At 60.1% G+C, this 16,541-nt stretch carries 17 protein-coding genes; 13 read left to right on the top strand and 4 right to left on the bottom strand.

Annotated features, from left to right (window positions below; all coding sequences use genetic code 11):
* Nucleotides 1–103 precede the first annotated feature (103 nt).
* Nucleotides 104–2,368, top strand: coding sequence for a putative bifunctional diguanylate cyclase/phosphodiesterase (locus tag NTD89_RS19925; RefSeq protein ID WP_262209259.1), 2,265 nt, complete (start codon nt 104–106; stop codon nt 2,366–2,368).
* 435 nt (nt 2,369–2,803) lie between these two features.
* Here NTD89_RS19925 and NTD89_RS19920 read toward each other — a convergent pair whose 3' ends face one another.
* Together NTD89_RS19920 and NTD89_RS19915 are read right to left on the bottom strand one after the other, a co-directional pair.
* Nucleotides 2,804–3,106, bottom strand: a complete 303-nt coding sequence (locus NTD89_RS19920) for a DUF2288 domain-containing protein (protein ID WP_017530446.1) — start codon at nt 3,104–3,106, stop codon at nt 2,804–2,806.
* A complete protein-coding gene (locus NTD89_RS19915) occupies nt 3,103–3,309 on the bottom strand; it encodes a hypothetical protein (protein WP_262209258.1) in 207 nt (68 codons plus the stop codon). Before NTD89_RS19915 ends, NTD89_RS19920 begins: the two co-directional genes overlap by 4 nt.
* Before the next feature lie 138 nt (nt 3,310–3,447).
* On the opposite strand from NTD89_RS19915, the gene NTD89_RS19910 reads away from it, so the two are divergent.
* From NTD89_RS19910 to NTD89_RS19870, 9 genes are all read left to right on the top strand, one after another.
* Nucleotides 3,448–4,575 (top strand): branched-chain amino acid ABC transporter substrate-binding protein, encoded by a 1,128-nt coding sequence (locus tag NTD89_RS19910; RefSeq protein WP_145162009.1) that lies wholly within the window; start codon nt 3,448–3,450, stop codon nt 4,573–4,575.
* Between the two features lie 228 nt (nt 4,576–4,803).
* The gene (gene livH, locus NTD89_RS19905) at nt 4,804–5,727 is read left to right on the top strand and encodes a high-affinity branched-chain amino acid ABC transporter permease LivH (protein WP_106577104.1); all 924 of its coding nucleotides are present in this window, start codon (nt 4,804–4,806) and stop codon (nt 5,725–5,727) included.
* Nucleotides 5,724–6,977 (top strand): high-affinity branched-chain amino acid ABC transporter permease LivM, encoded by a 1,254-nt coding sequence (locus tag NTD89_RS19900; RefSeq protein ID WP_064451210.1) that lies wholly within the window; start codon nt 5,724–5,726, stop codon nt 6,975–6,977. The genes livH and NTD89_RS19900 overlap by 4 nt, the downstream gene beginning before the upstream one ends.
* On the top strand, nt 6,974–7,741 hold the full coding sequence (gene livG / locus NTD89_RS19895) for a high-affinity branched-chain amino acid ABC transporter ATP-binding protein LivG (RefSeq protein WP_016975067.1): 768 nt from the start codon (nt 6,974–6,976) through the stop codon (nt 7,739–7,741). The genes NTD89_RS19900 and livG overlap by 4 nt, the downstream gene beginning before the upstream one ends.
* A gap of 1 nt (nt 7,742) precedes the next feature.
* A complete protein-coding gene (locus tag NTD89_RS19890; protein ID WP_010212366.1) occupies nt 7,743–8,444 on the top strand; it encodes an ABC transporter ATP-binding protein in 702 nt (233 codons plus the stop codon).
* A gap of 260 nt (nt 8,445–8,704) precedes the next feature.
* A complete protein-coding gene (locus NTD89_RS19885; protein WP_145162006.1) occupies nt 8,705–9,004 on the top strand; it encodes a DUF2282 domain-containing protein in 300 nt (99 codons plus the stop codon).
* 23 nt (nt 9,005–9,027) lie between these two features.
* On the top strand, nt 9,028–9,906 hold the full coding sequence (locus NTD89_RS19880) for a DUF692 domain-containing protein (RefSeq protein ID WP_262209255.1): 879 nt from the start codon (nt 9,028–9,030) through the stop codon (nt 9,904–9,906).
* Nucleotides 9,903–10,679, top strand: coding sequence for a DNA-binding domain-containing protein (locus tag NTD89_RS19875; RefSeq protein WP_262209254.1), 777 nt, complete (start codon nt 9,903–9,905; stop codon nt 10,677–10,679). Before NTD89_RS19880 ends, NTD89_RS19875 begins: the two co-directional genes overlap by 4 nt.
* The gene (locus NTD89_RS19870) at nt 10,676–11,161 is read left to right on the top strand and encodes a DoxX family protein (RefSeq protein ID WP_262209252.1); all 486 of its coding nucleotides are present in this window, start codon (nt 10,676–10,678) and stop codon (nt 11,159–11,161) included. The genes NTD89_RS19875 and NTD89_RS19870 overlap by 4 nt, the downstream gene beginning before the upstream one ends.
* Here the strand turns inward: NTD89_RS19870 and NTD89_RS19865 are convergent.
* Nucleotides 11,152–12,066, bottom strand: coding sequence for a LysR family transcriptional regulator (locus NTD89_RS19865; RefSeq protein WP_262209251.1), 915 nt, complete (start codon nt 12,064–12,066; stop codon nt 11,152–11,154). The two genes, NTD89_RS19870 and NTD89_RS19865, sit on opposite strands and share 10 nt — an antisense overlap.
* A gap of 103 nt (nt 12,067–12,169) precedes the next feature.
* Between NTD89_RS19865 and NTD89_RS19860 the strand changes: the two genes are divergently transcribed.
* From NTD89_RS19860 to NTD89_RS19850, 3 genes are all read left to right on the top strand, one after another.
* On the top strand, nt 12,170–12,769 hold the full coding sequence (locus NTD89_RS19860) for a short chain dehydrogenase (protein WP_262209249.1): 600 nt from the start codon (nt 12,170–12,172) through the stop codon (nt 12,767–12,769).
* A 97-nt stretch (nt 12,770–12,866) separates the two neighbouring features.
* The gene (locus tag NTD89_RS19855) at nt 12,867–13,538 is read left to right on the top strand and encodes a COG3650 family protein (protein ID WP_106577112.1); all 672 of its coding nucleotides are present in this window, start codon (nt 12,867–12,869) and stop codon (nt 13,536–13,538) included.
* 106 nt (nt 13,539–13,644) lie between these two features.
* A complete protein-coding gene (locus tag NTD89_RS19850) occupies nt 13,645–15,258 on the top strand; it encodes an NAD(P)/FAD-dependent oxidoreductase (RefSeq protein WP_179606714.1) in 1,614 nt (537 codons plus the stop codon).
* A gap of 136 nt (nt 15,259–15,394) precedes the next feature.
* On the opposite strand, the gene NTD89_RS19845 is transcribed toward NTD89_RS19850, so the two are convergent.
* Nucleotides 15,395–16,489, bottom strand: coding sequence for a PLP-dependent cysteine synthase family protein (locus NTD89_RS19845; RefSeq protein WP_262209246.1), 1,095 nt, complete (start codon nt 16,487–16,489; stop codon nt 15,395–15,397).
* Nucleotides 16,490–16,541 lie beyond the last annotated feature (52 nt).

Below are 16,541 nucleotides of genomic sequence, written 5' to 3'. Positions count from 1 at the left end.
GAGCAAAGTGCCATTATTCCTGGCAAATCCCGCAAGGCTTCTATACTCGAGGTCATAAGCCATTGCTGTAGGCAATGACGTACTGACTTTGACGGGACATGCTATGGAATGGCGAGGTATGTATTTTTTTACCGAGCTTCCAGATAACGGGCATTTATTACTCAATTGCAGTCATAACCCCTTTCTGGTGCTGCTGGCGTACCTGGTCGCTTGTGCAGCAGGGTTCGGAACATTGGACATGGCCGAGCGCGTCGGCCACGTGGAAGACCCTACTGCCCGCCGCCACTGGCGCTGGCTGGGGGCGGGATGCCTGGCAGGCGGCATCTGGTCGACTCACTTCATCAGCATGCTGGCCTTTCAGGCACCTATTGCCATTCATTACGAACTGCTCATGACGTTCGCCTCGCTGGTGATCGCCCTGATTGCCTCGTTGTTTGCCATGCAAACCCTCAGTCACGCTCATTTGCGCTTTCATCAATATCTGCTGGCATCGGTATGGATGGGGCTGGGCATTGCCTTGATGCACTACGTCGGCATGTCGGCCATGCGCTCCCAGGCCCAGGTGTACTTCGACTCGGGGCTGTTTTTGGCGTCGGTGGGCATCGCCATTGGCGCCAGCCTGGCCGCGTTGCTGCTGTCGTGCTACCTGCGCAACGGCACCGGGGTGTTCCACCAATTGCTCAAATACGCCGCCAGCCTGGTGCTGGGCGCCGGCATCCTGAGCATGCACTTCACCGGCATGGCTGCCATGAAAATGCTGGTGCCCAGCGGCGCGGACCTCGCATTGCCGCTGGACAACAACCCCATTCAGCTTGGCTTGTCCGTGGCCGTGATCACCCTGTTGGTGATTGGCAGCAGCGTCAGTGCAGCACTGGCCGACAAAAAACTGCAGCACAAGGAACGCGACCTGCGCCGGGTCAACGCGCTGCTCAGCGAACTGGACCAGGCCCGCGCCTCGCTGCAACAGGTCGCGCATTTTGATGCGCTGACCACCCTGCTCAACCGTCGCGGCTTCAATCAGATTTTCGCGGAGAAAGTCGCCGAAAAAACTGCAAGCCACGGCATGATGGCGGTGATCTTCCTCGATATCGACCACTTCAAGCGCATCAACGACAGCCTTGGGCATGATGCCGGCGACCAGTTACTCACCGTGTTGGCCGGGCATATCAAAGGGTCGGTACGCAGCCATGACGATGTGGTTGCGCGCTTTGGCGGCGATGAGTTCTGCATTCTTATCAGCATTCACCATCGCGACGAAGCGCGGCATATGGCGCAGCGCATCATGCAGAAGATGAAAGAGCCGATCGAACTGGCCGGCCGGCGCATGGTGATGACCACCAGCATTGGCATCAGCCTGTTTCCCGATGACGGCCTGACCTGTGAGGAGCTGCTGAAAACCGCCGACCTGGCGCTTTACCAGTCCAAAGACACCGGGCGCAACAGCCTGAACTTTTTCAGTTCCAACCTCAAAACCCGCGCGTTTCTGGAACTGCAACTGGAAGAAGAGCTGCGCGCCGCCCTGCGCACGCGCAACCAGTTGGTCCTGTTTTATCAGCCGATCTTCGACATGAAACTCGGCAAGGTTACCCGCCTGGAAGCCCTGGTGCGCTGGCAACACCCGCAACACGGGCTGCTGGCGCCGGACCGGTTTATCGCCATTGCCGAAAGCAACGGGCTGATTGCCGAACTGGACCACTGGGTATTACGCCAGGCGTGCCACGATTTGAGCCTGCTGTCTGACCGCGGCTATACCGAGCTGACCATGGCCGTGAACTGCTCGGCCCTCAACCTGGCGCGTGACGAACTGGCGGATGAAATCGAAGACGCCCTGCGCTTCGCCGGCATCGCCGCCGGACGCCTGGAGTTGGAAGTCACCGAAAACGCCCTGATGGGCAACATCAGCAGCACGCTCGCGCTGTTGCGGCAAATCCGGGCACTGGGCGTGTCGCTGGCGATTGATGACTTCGGCACTGGCTACTCGTCACTGGCTTATCTCAAGCGCCTACCGCTCAACACGCTGAAGATCGACCGTTCCTTTATCCAGGACATTCCCAAATCGACTGCCGATATCGAAATCGTCCAGGCGATTATCGGCATGGCTCACACGCTGCACCTGCACGTTGTCACCGAAGGCGTGGAAACCCAGGCGCAATTCGAACTGCTGCTCAACCATGGCTGTGACTTCATTCAGGGCTACCTGCTGAGCCCAGCGGTGCCTTTGAGCGATGTGGTTGGCGTGATCCAGGGCATCCAGATGCGTAACCCGCTCTACCCTTTCAGCGTGGAAGGCAGCAAAGACACCACGCCGCCAAAAGACCTTGTCACAGGCCGTATCGGCCCACCTTCCATCGTCAGGCCAATTCGTTAACGCCGAATATTTGGCATTTAGCCATCATTTGCCTAAAGAAGGCCGACGAACGGGCGATTCATCAGCGTCCACGTGGCGTTGCTCATCGGATGGGGAAGACCAAGGTTATTTCGTTGAATCACCATACTGGCAAGACGGCTTAGACCGAGTCGCGGCCATCGCAGGCAAGCCAAGTCCCCCACTTGGAATGCATGTCAAATGTGGGAGCTGGCTTGCCTGCGATAGCGGTCTGCCAGACAAGCAAAATCCTGATCCCTGCCACACCCAGAAACAATTCCTTGAGCCTTCGGCCCCGCGCACAACTGTTCCCGTGACGCGCACGTCACCCTCACCTGTGACCTTTCTCTACGGCAAGATGCCATCACGGCGCCGGCGGTTACTCCGCTACACACTTACAAGGGCCCGAGCAGCGCACCTTTTTAGTGCGCACGTTTCTTACGCCGCCCTTTCCTGGATCAGAATCCACGGCGAAACCACCACCGCCCACAGGCTTGGATCCCTCTCGACCAGGTCCAATGCCCGCGTCGCAGACACCTCGCCAAGGCTCCCTGCAGCCAGCCACGCAGCGACTTTGTCACGGTTATCCTCGGCCATCCCCTCGGCGGCTTCGATCAAATCCAGGCCGGCGTCGACCCACAATAGGGCACCCTTGGCAAAGAACGGCTCGAGCTCCTTCCAGGAAATTTCGGCGGTTTCACCGAGCAGCTTGGCATAGAGGGTGCTAGGTTCTTGCGTCATGGGAATTCACCTGAATAAAAAATCGGCGCAATCATAGCGTCAGGCGTCAGGCAGAAAAACCCAGTTGCAAATGAGGCACCGAACGAAAGTGTCAGGAAAGCCAAGGATTGCCCGAAACTCTGGCAGCACCCCGCCGCAATTCTGTCTTTTTCTTTCATTAAAGCGACACCCCCGGCGTTTGCCCCCAGCAGCCAGCTTTTCAAGCGATCAACCGGCGCTCTACACTGTACCGGTACAGTTGCCAGGGCAATGCCGGGGGGATATCCGAGATATCTGATCCGGTTCTGCAGCTCACAAGGCCGCTAGAACTATAAAAAATACAACAGTAAGAGTGGAGCACTATGAATAAGGCTACTAAGCAGATTTCCAAACTGTTTGCCGCTATGGTCCTGGCTGGGGTTGCCGGCCATTCGTTCGCAGCCGACACCATCAAGATCGGCATCGCAGGTCCAAAAACCGGCCCTGTGACGCAATACGGCGACATGCAATTCATGGGTGCCAAGCAGGCAATCGCCGACATCAACGCCAAGGGCGGCGTCGACGGCAAAATGCTTGAAGCCAAAGAATACGACGACGCTTGCGATCCAAAACAAGCCGTTGCCGTAGCCAACAAAGTGGTCAACGACGGCGTCAAGTTCGTAGTCGGTCACCTTTGCTCCAGCTCCACTCAGCCAGCAACCGACATCTACGAAGACGAAGGCGTGATCATGATCACTCCGGCGGCTACCAGCCCGGAAATCACCGCCCGTGGTTATAAACTGGTATTCCGTACCATCGGCCTGGACAGCGCCCAGGGCCCGGCAGCCGGCAACTACATCGCCGACTTCGTGAAGCCTAAGGTGGTTGCCGTACTGCACGACAAACAGCAATACGGTGAAGGCATCGCGACTGCCGTTAAACAGACCCTTGAGAAGAAAGGCGTGAAAGTCGCTGTCTTCGAAGGCCTGAACGCCGGCGATAAAGACTTCTCCTCGATCATCCAGAAGCTCAAGCAAGCCAACGTCGACTTCGTCTACTACGGCGGCTACCACCCAGAGCTGGGCCTGATCCTGCGCCAAGCCAAGGAAAAAGGCCTGAACGCCAAGTTCATGGGCCCGGAAGGCGTCGGCAACGACTCCATCTCGCAAATTGCCCAGGACGCTTCCGAAGGCCTGCTGGTAACCCTGCCTAAATCCTTCGACACCGACCCTGCCAACAAAGCCATTGTTGAAGAGTTCGCCAAGAACAAACAGGACCCAACCGGTCCGTTCGTGTTCCCGGCTTACTCTGCGGTTGAAGTCATCGCCGGCGGTATCGCTGCCGCGAAGAGCGAAGACACCGCCAAGGTGGCAGCTGCCATCCACGCAGGCACTTTCAAGACCCCTACTGGCGATCTGAGCTTTGACGCCAAGGGCGACCTGAAGGACTTCAAGTTCGTGGTCTACCAATGGCACTTCGGTAAACCAAAAACCGAAGTTTCCCCTCAGTAAGCCAGGCGTTACTGGTCAACAAGCCCACTGTGAGAGCAGTGGGCTTTGTTTTACGAGGTTTATGGGCCTGTCACCCGCGATCCGGGCGCTGGCTCACCTGAAAATCTTAAAACCGTCACCAGCGGTTCGCTGGCAAACGCTTTGTGCAAATGTGCTCATAGAACACAGCGCAGGGCCGGAACATGACTCCACCAGTGAAATGCGTATCGGGTTTTTAGGAGCGCTGTAATGCCTGAGATCTATCATTTTTTCCAACAGCTGGTTAATGGCCTGACCATTGGCAGCACCTATGCCTTGATAGCCATTGGCTACACAATGGTTTACGGCATCATTGGAATGATCAACTTCGCCCATGGCGAGGTGTACATGATTGGTTCCTACGTGGCCTTCATCGCCCTTGCCGGGCTGGCCATGATGGGTATCCACTCCCTGCCGCTGTTGATGACCGCCGCGTTTATCGCGTCGATTGTTGTAACCAGTGCCTACGGCTACAGCATCGAGCGGGTTGCCTATCGTCCCTTGCGTGGCAGCAACCGTTTGATCCCGCTGATTTCCGCCATCGGCATGTCGATATTCCTGCAGAACACTGTATTGCTGTCCCAGGACTCCAAGGACAAGTCCATTCCCAACCTGATTCCGGGGAGCATCTCCTTCGGCCCAGGTGGCGCACAAGAAGTGCTGATTTCCTACATGCAGATCCTGGTGTTCGTCGTCACGCTGGTGGCGATGCTGGGCCTGACGCTGTTCATTTCCCGCTCCCGTCTGGGGCGCGCCTGCCGGGCCTGCGCCGAAGACATCAAGATGGCCAACCTGCTGGGCATCAACACCAACAACATCATTGCCTTGACCTTCGTCATCGGTGCTGCGCTGGCGGCCGTCGCGGCGGTGCTGCTGAGCATGCAGTACGGCGTGATCAACCCCAACGCCGGTTTCCTGGTAGGCCTCAAGGCCTTTACCGCGGCGGTATTGGGCGGCATCGGCAGTATTCCGGGCGCCATGCTCGGCGGTCTGGTGCTGGGCGTGGCTGAAGCCTTTGGTGCCGATATTTTCGGCGACCAATACAAGGATGTGGTGGCGTTCGGCCTGTTGGTTCTGGTGCTGTTGTTCCGTCCGACCGGCATTCTGGGCCGTCCGGAGGTTGAGAAAGTATGAGCAGATATCTTAAATCGGCGTTTTTCAGCGCCTTGCTGGTATGGGCCGTGGCCTTTCCGGTACTCGGCCTCAAGCTGAGCATTGTCGGCATCAACCTGGAAGTGCATGGCACCGGTCCCGTCACCCTGACCATCATCGCCCTGTGCTCGGTGCTGATGTTCCTGCGCGTGCTGTTCACCCAGCAGGTCGGTGCGTTGTTCAAGGGCAACCGTGGGCCATTGGTATCACCCAAGGTCAGCCAGTTCCTGACCCTGCCGCGCACCCAGCGCTACATCATCATCGGCCTGATCGTGGCCGCGCTGATCTGGCCGTTCTTCGGCTCACGCGGCGCGGTGGATATCGCGACGCTGATCCTGATCTACGTGTTGCTGGGCCTGGGCCTGAACATCGTGGTGGGCCTGGCCGGCCTTCTCGACCTGGGGTATGTGGGCTTCTACGCCGTGGGTGCCTACACCTACGCGTTGCTCTCGCATTACCTGGGCTGGGGCTTCTGGATCTGCCTGCCGCTGGCAGGTATGGCGGCGGCCACGTTCGGCTTCCTGCTGGGCTTCCCGGTGCTGCGCCTGCGTGGTGACTACCTGGCAATCGTGACCCTGGGCTTCGGTGAAATCATCCGACTGTTCCTGCGTAACCTCACCGATATCACCGGCGGCCCCAACGGCATCAGCAGCATCCCCAAGCCGACGTTCTTCGGGCTGTCGTTCGACCGCACCGCCGCCGAGGGCATGCAGACTTTCCACGAGTACTTCGGGATCGACTACAACCCGGTGAGCAAAGTGGTGTTCCTGTACCTGGTGGCCCTGTTGCTGGCACTGGCGGCACTGTTCGTGATCAACCGTCTGCTGCGCATGCCGATCGGGCGGGCGTGGGAAGCGTTGCGCGAAGATGAGATCGCCTGCCGAGCGTTGGGCATGAACCCGACCGTCATCAAACTTTCGGCCTTCACCCTCGGGGCAACATTCGCCGGTTTCGCCGGCAGCTTCTTCGCGGCGCGCCAAGGCCTGGTGACCCCGGAGTCGTTCACCTTTATCGAGTCGGCGATCATCCTCGCCATCGTCGTACTGGGTGGCATGGGCTCGCAGCTGGGCGTGATCCTGGCGGCCATCGTAATGATCCTGCTGCCGGAGATGATGCGAGAGTTCAGCGAATACCGCATGTTGATGTTCGGCGCCATGATGGTGCTGATGATGATTTGGCGTCCCCAAGGTCTGCTGCCGATGCAACGCCCACACATGGAGCTGCGCAAATGAGCCGCGAGATCCTGAAAGTCGAAAACTTGAGCATGCGCTTCGGCGGTTTGCTGGCGGTCAACGGCGTGGCCCTGACCGTGAAAGAGAAACAGGTGGTGGCGCTGATCGGCCCCAACGGCGCCGGCAAAACCACGGTGTTCAACTGCCTCACCGGCTTTTACAAACCGAGCGGTGGCAGCATCCTGCTGGACGGCCAGCCGATCCAGGGCCTGGCCGGTCATGAGATCGCCCGCAAGGGCGTGGTGCGCACCTTCCAGAACGTGCGGCTGTTCAAGGACATGACGGCGGTCGAGAACCTGTTGATTGCCCAGCACCGTCACCTGAACACCAACTTCTTTGCTGGCCTGTTCAAGACCCCGGCGTTTCGCAAGAGCGAGCGCGAGGCCATGGAATACGCCGAGTACTGGCTGGACAAGGTCAACCTCACCGAGTTCGCCAACCGCCCTGCCGGCACCCTGGCCTACGGTCAGCAACGTCGCCTGGAAATCGCCCGCTGCATGATGACCCGCCCGCGGATCCTCATGCTCGACGAACCGGCTGCCGGCCTGAACCCCAAGGAAACCGAGGACCTCAAGGCGCTGATCAGCGTGTTGCGTGAGGAAAACAACGCCACGGTGCTGTTGATCGAACACGACATGAAACTGGTCATGAGCATTTCCGACCACATCGTGGTGATCAACCAGGGCACGCCGCTGGCCGACGGGACACCGGAACAGATCCGCGACAATCCTGAAGTGATCAAAGCCTATTTGGGGGAAGCGTAAAATGCTGCAATTCGAAAACGTTTCCACTTTCTACGGCAAGATCCAGGCCCTGCACAGCGTCAACGTGGAAGTGCGCCAAGGTGAAATCGTCACGCTGATCGGTGCCAACGGCGCCGGCAAATCCACCTTACTGATGACTTTGTGCGGTTCGCCGCAGGCCCACAGCGGCAGCATCCGCTACATGGGTGAAGAGCTGGTGGGGCAACAGTCCTCGCAGATCATGCGCAAGAGCATTGCGGTGGTGCCCGAAGGCCGCCGCGTGTTCTCGCGCCTGACCGTCGAGGAGAACCTGGCCATGGGCGGGTTCTTCACCGACAAGGGCGACTACCAGGAGCAGATGGACAAGGTGTTGCACCTGTTCCCCAGGCTCAAGGAACGCTTCAGCCAGCGCGGCGGCACCATGTCCGGCGGCGAGCAGCAAATGCTCGCCATCGGCCGTGCGCTGATGAGCAAGCCCAAGCTGTTGCTGTTGGACGAACCGTCCCTGGGCCTGGCACCGATCATCATCCAGCAGATCTTCGACATCATCGAACAGCTGCGCAAGGACGGTGTAACGGTGTTCCTGGTCGAACAAAACGCCAACCAGGCGCTGAAAATCGCCGACCGCGCCTACGTGCTGGAAAACGGCCGGGTGGTGATGCAAGGCACGGGTGAGCAGTTGCTGACGGATCCGAAGGTACGGGAGGCTTACCTCGGGGGCTAATACCATCCGGTTGCTGTATGAACTGGATCTAAATGTGGGAGCGGGCTTGCTCGCGAATGCAGTGTCTCAGTCAAGTTTCTATCGACTGACACACTGCATTCGCGAGCAAGCCCGCTCCCACATTTGCTTTGTGTGACGCTTAAATTTTGCGTTTCTTGAAATTATTGTCGTCGGACTTGTAACGAAATTCGCCCTGCCGCCTCTAGTGGAGTAAGCAGGCAATCAAGCTCGCTACCTCAACCCACCGCAGGAGTTACACCATGACCACTAAACTGTCCGCCGCTACCCTGATCCTGGCCCTCGGCTCTGCTCTGAGCCTGTCCGCAATGTCCAACATGGCCCACGCCGACGACGCCAAGATGGACAAATGCTTCGGCGTCGCTGAAGCCGGCAAGAACGATTGCGCTGCGGGCGCCGGCACTTCCTGCGCCGGCACCTCGAAAGTCAAAGACCAGGCCAATGCCTGGAAACTGGTCCCGGCCGGCACCTGCGCCAAAACCCCAAGCTCCACCTCGCCGACCGGTTTCGGCCAGGCAGCCGCCTTCACCGCCAAGTCCTGAAACAGCCCGCAGCCTGAGTACTGATGATGACGCTTTTACCCCAACACACGGTCTCACCGGCTCAGGTGCCCGGCCTCCCCTATCGGGCCGGGCTGGGGCTGAAGACCGAGCACTTTATTGAAGTGCTCGAGACCTCGCCCGATATCGGTTTTTTTGAAGTGCACGCCGAAAACTACATGGTGGCCGGCGGGCCGTTCCATCACTACCTGGGGTTGATCCGCGAGCAGTACCCGCTGTCACTGCACGGCGTGGGCCTGTCCATCGGCGGTGAAGGCCCACTGAACCGTGAGCACCTGGCGCGGTTGGCCTTGCTGATCGAACGCTATCAACCCCACTCGTTTTCCGAACACCTGGCCTGGTCGAGCCACGGCCCGGTGTTTCTCAATGACTTGCTGCCCCTGGCCTACGACGCCGCCACGCTAAACCGGGTGTGCGAGCACATCGATCAGGTGCAAAGCACGCTCAAGCGGCCGATGCTGCTGGAAAATCCGTCGACCTATCTGCAATTCGAGCGCTCCACCCTGGACGAAACGGACTTCATCAGCGAGGTCATCCGCCGCACGGGCTGCGGCCTGCTGCTGGACGTCAACAACGTTTATGTGTCGTGCATCAATCACCAGCGCGAGCCGCTTTCCTACATCGACGCACTGCCATTACATGCCGTCGGGGAGATACATCTGGCGGGTTTTGCCGAAGACACTGACAGTTTGGGCGATTGCCTGCTGATCGACGACCATGGCGCGCCCATCGATAACGCGGTGTGGCAGTTATACGAACAGGTACTCACGCGCACGGGCCCAATGGCCACGCTGATCGAGCGGGATAACCAGGTGCCTGCGTTCAGTGTGCTGCATGCCGAAGCTCAACACGCCGACTGGCATCTGTCGCAGGTGAACGTATGAGCCATCACGCTGCGTTTGCCGACGCCTTGATCGATCCCGACCTGGCGTGCCCCGACGGCCTGTTCAGCCGCAATGGCGCCGACCCGGCCAGCCGTTTTGCGGTGTATCGCAACAATGTCCACAGCGCATTGATCAACGCATTGGCGACCGCTTACCCGGTGACCTTGCAGTTGGTCGGCGATGAGTTTTTTCGCGCCATGGCCGGCGTGTTTGTACAGGCATGCCCGCCCACCAGCCCGCTGATGAGCGAATACGGCAGCGCGTTCGCAGGGTTTATTCAGGCCTTTGAGCCGGCGGCCAGCGTGCCCTACCTGGCTGACGTCGCAAGGCTCGAGCGCTTGCGGGTTTGCGCCTATCACGCGGCAGACACCCAGCCGCTGGACCAGCAAGCCATTCTCCAAACGCTGCAAGGCCAGACAGACCTGGGCAACCTGCGCCTGCATCTGCATCCATCCCTGGCCACCTTGAATAGCGCCTACGCGGTAGTGGCGGTATGGGCTGCGCACCAGACCGAAGGTGGCCTGGCCACCCTGAATCCCTGGCACGCCCAAAGCGCGCTGGTGTTACGCCAAGGCTTGGCGGTCAAGGTATTCGCCATCGACAGCGGCTCGGTGGCGTTCATCGACAGCCTGAATCACGGCGCGGCACTGGAGACGGCGGTGCAGCACGCGCTTGAAGCGTCGGCGCAGTTCGACCTGAACCAATGCCTGGCCCTGTTGATCAGCCACGACGCCATCACTCATTTGCACCTCGAACAAAAGGTATTGCCATGAACACATTCCCTTCGAGTCTGGTCAATCGGGTCATCGCACTGTTCGAGAAAATCCCCTACAGCCTGATCGCCTTTCTCGCACGATTTTCCATTGCGGCGGTGTTCTGGAAATCCGGGCAGACCAAGGTCGAGGGCTTTGCCATCGACTTGATCGGCGGCACGCTCCAATTCGGCGAGCCGCGTCTTGCGGCGTCCACACTGCCGCTGTTTCGCAGTGAATACCACGTGCCCTTGCTGTCACCGGAAGTCGCCGCGCACATGGCGGCGTTTGCCGAGCATTTCTTCCCGGTGCTGATCCTGGTGGGCTTTGCCACGCGGTTTTCAGCCCTGGCCCTGATCGGCATGACGTTGACCATTCAACTCTTCGTTTACCCGGACGCCTACCCGACCCACGGCACCTGGATCACCGTGCTGCTGCTGTTGGTCGCCAAGGGCCCGGGCTGCCTGTCCATCGACCATCTGATCGCACGCCGCTACCGCTGAAGACGGTCCAGGGCCTCGCCGCCGCGCTTGAACCAATCCACCAGGTAATCGGCCAGCACCTGGGTGCGACGCGGCAAACCACCCTGATACGGGTGAACCAGGTACATCGGCATGCTCCGCGTCTGATAATCGCGCAGGAGCCAGCGCAATCTCCCGTCAGCCAGTTCCGCGGGTAACACGTAGGACGGCAGGCGGGCGATCCCGGCGCCCACCAGTGCGGCCTTTTTCAACAGGTTGTAATGGTTGGAGGCAAAGGTGCCACTGACCCGTACTCGCAGCAGTTCGTGCTGCTGGTGGTACAGCCATTCTTCACGCCCGCTGTAGTGGCTGTTGAGCAGGCAGGTGTGCGTTGCCAGGTCTGCCGGGGTCAGCGGCTCGCCGTGTTGCTCCAGGTAGGCCGGGCTGGCGCAGGTCATTTCATGCCAGGCCAGCAGCGGTTTGGCCACCAGGCGCTCGTTTTCGATAGCGCCGGAACGCACGCCCAAGTCAAACCCATCCCGCGCCAGGTCTCGATACCGGTTGTTCAATTCCAGTTCGATCTGCACCTGGGGGTACTGTTTGGAGAACTCCAGCAGCAAGCCATCGAAGAAGGTTTCTCCCAACGACACCGGAACCGTCATACGCACAGGCCCGGCCAAATCGTCCTTGAGCCGCGCCAATGCCTGACGGGCGCGTTCCACTTGGACTACCAACGCCTGAGCCTGGGGCAACAGCGCTGCACCGGCTGCGGTCAGGCTGAGCTTGCGGGTGGTGCGGTGCAGCAACACCACGCAAAACTGCGCCTCCAACTGGCTGATACGCTTGGACAACTGGCCCTTGCTGCACCCCAGCTGCTCGGCCGCCAGGGTAAAACTACCGGCTTCGATCAGAACGGCAAAGGCCGCCAGGTCATCCATATCGCTCATGGATTGTTTCCGTTTGAAAACCAAAGGTTGCCTATTAGCACGTTTATCCACCTGAAAAGCCACACTAGACTGAACCTTCACTTACCCGTGGAGGAACAGCACGATGAAAATTCTATTGATTGGCGCCAGCGGCACGGTCGGCTCGGCAGTCAAGGCAGAACTGGCTCAGCGTCACGACGTGATCAGCATCGGTCGCACACGCGGCGATTTCCAGGTGGATATCAGTGACAGCGCGTCGATCCGCAAGCTGTTTGAACAGACCGGCAAGTTCGATGCCCTGATCTGCGCGGCCGGTAGCGTGAATTTCGTGGCGCTGGGTGAAATGAGCGAAAGCGATTTTGAACTGGGCTTGCGCGACAAGCTGATGGGCCAGGTCAACCTGCTGCTGATCGGCCGCGAATATGCCAACGATGGCGCCTCGTTCACCTTCACCAGCGGCATCCTCAACCGTGACCCGATCCGTACCGGCGCCTCGGCCGCACTGGTCAACGGCGCGATTGACGCCTTCGTCAAAGCCGCGGCGATCGAATTGCCACGCGGCCTGCGCGTCAACGCCGTGAGCCCGACGGTCCTGCTGGAAGCCATGGGCAGCTATGCCCCGTATTTCCGCGGTTACAAACCGGCTCCGGGTGCCGACGTGGCACTGGCCTACGCCAAAAGCGTAGAAGGCTTGCAGACCGGTCAGACGTTTATCGTCGGCTGAATCCGGCGTCTGTCAGATTTGCCTGAAGCAGGGCGCTGGGGTTGTGGTGCGGCGTCAGCCTGCGTAACGTGGCGGCACTTGTTTGGAGACCCGATAAATGCGCGCCGCCCGTACCCTAGTTCTGTTTGCCCTGCTGCCTCTGTTCACCGCTTGCCAGATGTTCGAGAGCGAGCCGGCAAAGCCGTCTACCGCCGGGTTGACCCGCATGCAGGGTGAATTGACGGCCGTTGACGGCAAGCTGTTGTTCCAGCCTTGCGGTGACAAACGCAACTACGTGGTCAACGACGCCGGCGGCACCAGCATCCTGCAGGAAGCCGCCTCCCTGGCTGGCCAACAGGGCGCATTGTTTGCCGACTTGCGCGGCAAGTTCTCCGGGGTTGCCACTGGCACCCAGGGATCGGTAGAGCTGCAACAGCTTTATCGCATGGAGCGTTCGACCTCGGCGTGCAACGACCCGGACTTCAAGCGCATGGTGCTGCGCGCCAATGGCCATAAACCCGCCTGGGCGATGAATGTGACCGCCAAGGGCATGGTGCTGGAGCGCGAAGGTCAGCCACCCTTGGCGGTGCCTTTTGTGGAAGAGCAACTGGGCGACGGCCGTTTCAACCTGATGACCGAAGCCAATAACCAGCACATCGAACTCTGGGTCGCGCCGCAGCGTTGCATCGACAGCGTCAGCGGCAGCCTGCAACACATGACCGCCGAATTGCGCGTCAACGGCCAAGTGCAGCGTGGTTGCGCGGCATTCGGCGGTTCTCGCGACGACTGATTCGGCCCAACGCTGTTTTAACGTGTCGGAAAACCGCCTTTGGGGCTTATAATCGCCGGTTTGCAAAACAGCCGGCCTTTTTGTCTGCCGCCTACCGGATCCCGTCATGTTACGAATCACCGAACTCAAGCTGCCCATCGACCATCCCGAAGAAGACCTGCGGCCTGCCATCGTGCAGCGCCTGGGCATCGCCAGTGATGACCTGCTCGATTTCACCCTGTTCAAACGCAGCTATGACGCCCGCAAAAAGTCGTCGGAGCTGTGCTTCATCTACACCATCGACCTGAACGTGAAAGGCGAAGCCGCCCTGTTGCTCAAGTTCGCCGATGACCGCAACGTCAACCCGGCGCCGGATGTCAGCTACAAGGTGGTGGGTCAGGCGCCGGAAGGCCTGGTCGAACGGCCAATCGTGGTGGGGTTTGGTCCGTGCGGGATTTTCGCCGGGCTGCTGCTCGCGCAGATGGGCTTCAAGCCGATCATCCTCGAGCGCGGCAAGGAAGTGCGCCAGCGCACCAAAGACACCTGGGGCCTGTGGCGCAAAAACGTGCTCAACCCCGAGTCCAACGTGCAGTTTGGTGAAGGCGGCGCCGGGACCTTCTCCGACGGCAAACTCTACAGCCAGATCAAGGACCCGAAATTCCACGGTCGCAAGGTCCTGCACGAGTTCGTCAAGGCCGGTGCGCCGGAAGAGATCCTCTACGTCAGCAAGCCGCACATCGGCACGTTCCGCCTGACCGGCGTGGTGGAAAACATGCGCCAGCAGATCATCGCCCTGGGCGGTGAAGTGCGTTTCGAACAGCGCGTTACCGATGTGCTGATCGAAGACGGCCAGCTGAACGGCGTGGTTATCGACGGTGGCGAACAACTGCTCTCCAAGCACGTGATCCTGGCCCTGGGCCACAGCGCCCGCGACACCTTCCGCATGCTGCACGGGCGTGGCGTGTACATGGAGGCCAAGCCGTTCTCGGTGGGTTTCAGGATCGAACACCCGCAATCGCTGATCGACGCGGCGCGCCTGGGCAAATACGCCGGGCATCCGAAACTCGGCGCGGCCGACTACAAGCTGGTGCACCACGCCAAGAACGGCCGCTCGGTCTACAGCTTCTGCATGTGCCCGGGCGGCACGGTGGTGGCGGCCACGTCCGAGCCGAACCGCGTGGTAACCAACGGCATGAGCCAGTACTCGCGTAACGAACGTAATGCCAACTCCGGCATCGTCGTCGGCATCACGCCGGAGGTGGATTACCCGGGTGGCCCGCTGGCGGGTATCGAGTTGCAGGAGCGCCTGGAGTCCCACGCCTACATCCTCGGCGGCAGCAACTACGAGGCCCCGGCGCAACTGGTGGGGGATTTCATCGCGGGCAAGCCGTCCACGGCCATCGGCAGCGTGGAACCGTCCTACAAGCCCGGTGTGTCGCTGGGTGACTTGGCCCTGGCCTTGCCGGACTTTGCCATCGAAGCAATTCGTGAAGCGTTGCCGGCATTCGAGAAGCAGATCAAAGGCTACTCGTTGCACGATGCGGTGCTGACCGGGATCGAGACGCGCACGTCCTCGCCGCTGCGGATTACCCGTAACGAGTCGATGCAGAGCTTGAACGTGAAAGGTTTGTTCCCGGCCGGTGAAGGTGCGGGTTATGCCGGTGGGATTCTGTCGGCGGGCGTTGACGGGATTCGGATTGCCGAGGCGCTGGCGCGGGATATGTTGGGCATCGAGGCCTAAGCACTCTGTTACAGCCAACCCCGATCAAAGGTGGGAGCTGGCTTGCCTGCGATGGCGGTGGTTCAGTCGATAAGTTCGGCGACTGAGACTCTGCCATCGCAGGCAAGCCAGCTCCCACATTGGTTTTTGCCGGTGTTCAGATGTTTGCGCGCAGGATTGTCTCCGGCAACGGCTCACCGCGTTCAACACTGGCCGCAACAGCCGCAATCAGCCCGCCCAACGCATACCCTTGCCCGGCGAGCCACGCCTGATCGTAGTAAGTAGTGGCGTACCGCTCTCCCCCGTCACACAAAATCGCCACGATCGACCCAGACTCCCCCGCCGCTTGCATCTGCTGGGCCGCCACCAAGGCACCGATCAGGTTAGTCCCGCTGGAACCACCGACCCGCCGCCCCAGACGCTCGGCCAGGTAATGCATGGCCGCCAGTGACAACGCATCCGGCACCTTGACCATCGCATCAATCACCTTGGGCAAAAACGACGCCTCGACGCGTGGGCGACCGATCCCTTCGATCCGCGAACCGCAATCCAGGCGCAAGCTGGCGTCGCCCGTCTGGTAATAGTCAAAGAACACCGAGCGTTCGGCGTCGGCGCACAGCACGCGGGTGCAATGCTGGCGATAGCGCACGTAACGCCCCAGGGTCGCGGTGGTGCCGCCGGTGCCAGGGCTGGAAATCAACCAGCTCGGCTCGGGGTAATGCTCAAAGCGCATCTGTTGAAAGATCGACTCGGCGATATTGTTGTTCGCCCGCCAGTCCGTCGCGCGCTCGGCATAGGTGAATTGGTCCATGAAGTGACCGCCACTTTCCTGCGCCAACCGCTCGGACTCGGCGTAGATCTGCGTCGGATCCTTCACCAGATGGCTCTTGCCGCCGTAGAAAGCGATCTGGGCGATCTTCTCCTGAGACGTGGTGGCCGGCATCACCGCAATGAACGGCAGGCCAAGCAGGCGCGCGAAATACGCTTCCGAAATGGCCGTCGACCCACTGGAGGCCTCAATCACCGGCGCGCCCGGCTTGAGCCAGCCATTACACAGCGCGTACAGAAACAGTGAACGGGCCAGCCGATGCTTCAAGCTGCCGGTGGGGTGGCTGGATTCGTCCTTGAAGTACAACTCGATACCCGGCAACCCCGGCAACGGCAAAGGGATCAGGTGCGTGTCGGCGCTGCGCTGGAAGTCCGCTTCAATGATGCGAATGGCTTCGCGGGCCCAGGTACGGTGGTCGCTCATAAGGTGCGTCTCTAAAGATTTCAGCGCCAATTTTAGGGAGTTTCCTACACTG

It is taken from the genome of Pseudomonas sp. 14P_5.3_Bac1, from assembly GCF_025466135.1.
Lineage (GTDB): Bacteria > Pseudomonadota > Gammaproteobacteria > Pseudomonadales > Pseudomonadaceae > Aquipseudomonas.
This window is presented reverse-complemented; position numbering and strand designations above follow the sequence as displayed.

Excerpts from the sequence above, each read along its gene's own strand:
- NTD89_RS19925 (WP_262209259.1), top strand. The coding sequence starts at position 104 with ATGGAATGGCGAGGTATGTATTTTTTTACCGAGCTTCCAGATAACGGG.
- NTD89_RS19920 (WP_017530446.1), bottom strand. The coding sequence starts at position 3,106 with ATGACGCAAGAACCTAGCACCCTCTATGCCAAGCTGCTCGGTGAAACC.
- NTD89_RS19910 (WP_145162009.1), top strand. The coding sequence starts at position 3,448 with ATGAATAAGGCTACTAAGCAGATTTCCAAACTGTTTGCCGCTATGGTC.
- livH (WP_106577104.1), top strand. The coding sequence starts at position 4,804 with ATGCCTGAGATCTATCATTTTTTCCAACAGCTGGTTAATGGCCTGACC.
- NTD89_RS19900 (WP_064451210.1), top strand. The coding sequence starts at position 5,724 with ATGAGCAGATATCTTAAATCGGCGTTTTTCAGCGCCTTGCTGGTATGG.
- livG (WP_016975067.1), top strand. The coding sequence starts at position 6,974 with ATGAGCCGCGAGATCCTGAAAGTCGAAAACTTGAGCATGCGCTTCGGC.
- NTD89_RS19890 (WP_010212366.1), top strand. The coding sequence starts at position 7,743 with ATGCTGCAATTCGAAAACGTTTCCACTTTCTACGGCAAGATCCAGGCC.
- NTD89_RS19885 (WP_145162006.1), top strand. The coding sequence starts at position 8,705 with ATGACCACTAAACTGTCCGCCGCTACCCTGATCCTGGCCCTCGGCTCT.
- NTD89_RS19880 (WP_262209255.1), top strand. The coding sequence starts at position 9,028 with ATGATGACGCTTTTACCCCAACACACGGTCTCACCGGCTCAGGTGCCC.
- NTD89_RS19875 (WP_262209254.1), top strand. The coding sequence starts at position 9,903 with ATGAGCCATCACGCTGCGTTTGCCGACGCCTTGATCGATCCCGACCTG.
- NTD89_RS19870 (WP_262209252.1), top strand. The coding sequence starts at position 10,676 with ATGAACACATTCCCTTCGAGTCTGGTCAATCGGGTCATCGCACTGTTC.
- NTD89_RS19865 (WP_262209251.1), bottom strand. The coding sequence starts at position 12,066 with ATGAGCGATATGGATGACCTGGCGGCCTTTGCCGTTCTGATCGAAGCC.
- NTD89_RS19860 (WP_262209249.1), top strand. The coding sequence starts at position 12,170 with ATGAAAATTCTATTGATTGGCGCCAGCGGCACGGTCGGCTCGGCAGTC.
- NTD89_RS19855 (WP_106577112.1), top strand. The coding sequence starts at position 12,867 with ATGCGCGCCGCCCGTACCCTAGTTCTGTTTGCCCTGCTGCCTCTGTTC.
- NTD89_RS19850 (WP_179606714.1), top strand. The coding sequence starts at position 13,645 with ATGTTACGAATCACCGAACTCAAGCTGCCCATCGACCATCCCGAAGAA.
- NTD89_RS19845 (WP_262209246.1), bottom strand. The coding sequence starts at position 16,489 with ATGAGCGACCACCGTACCTGGGCCCGCGAAGCCATTCGCATCATTGAA.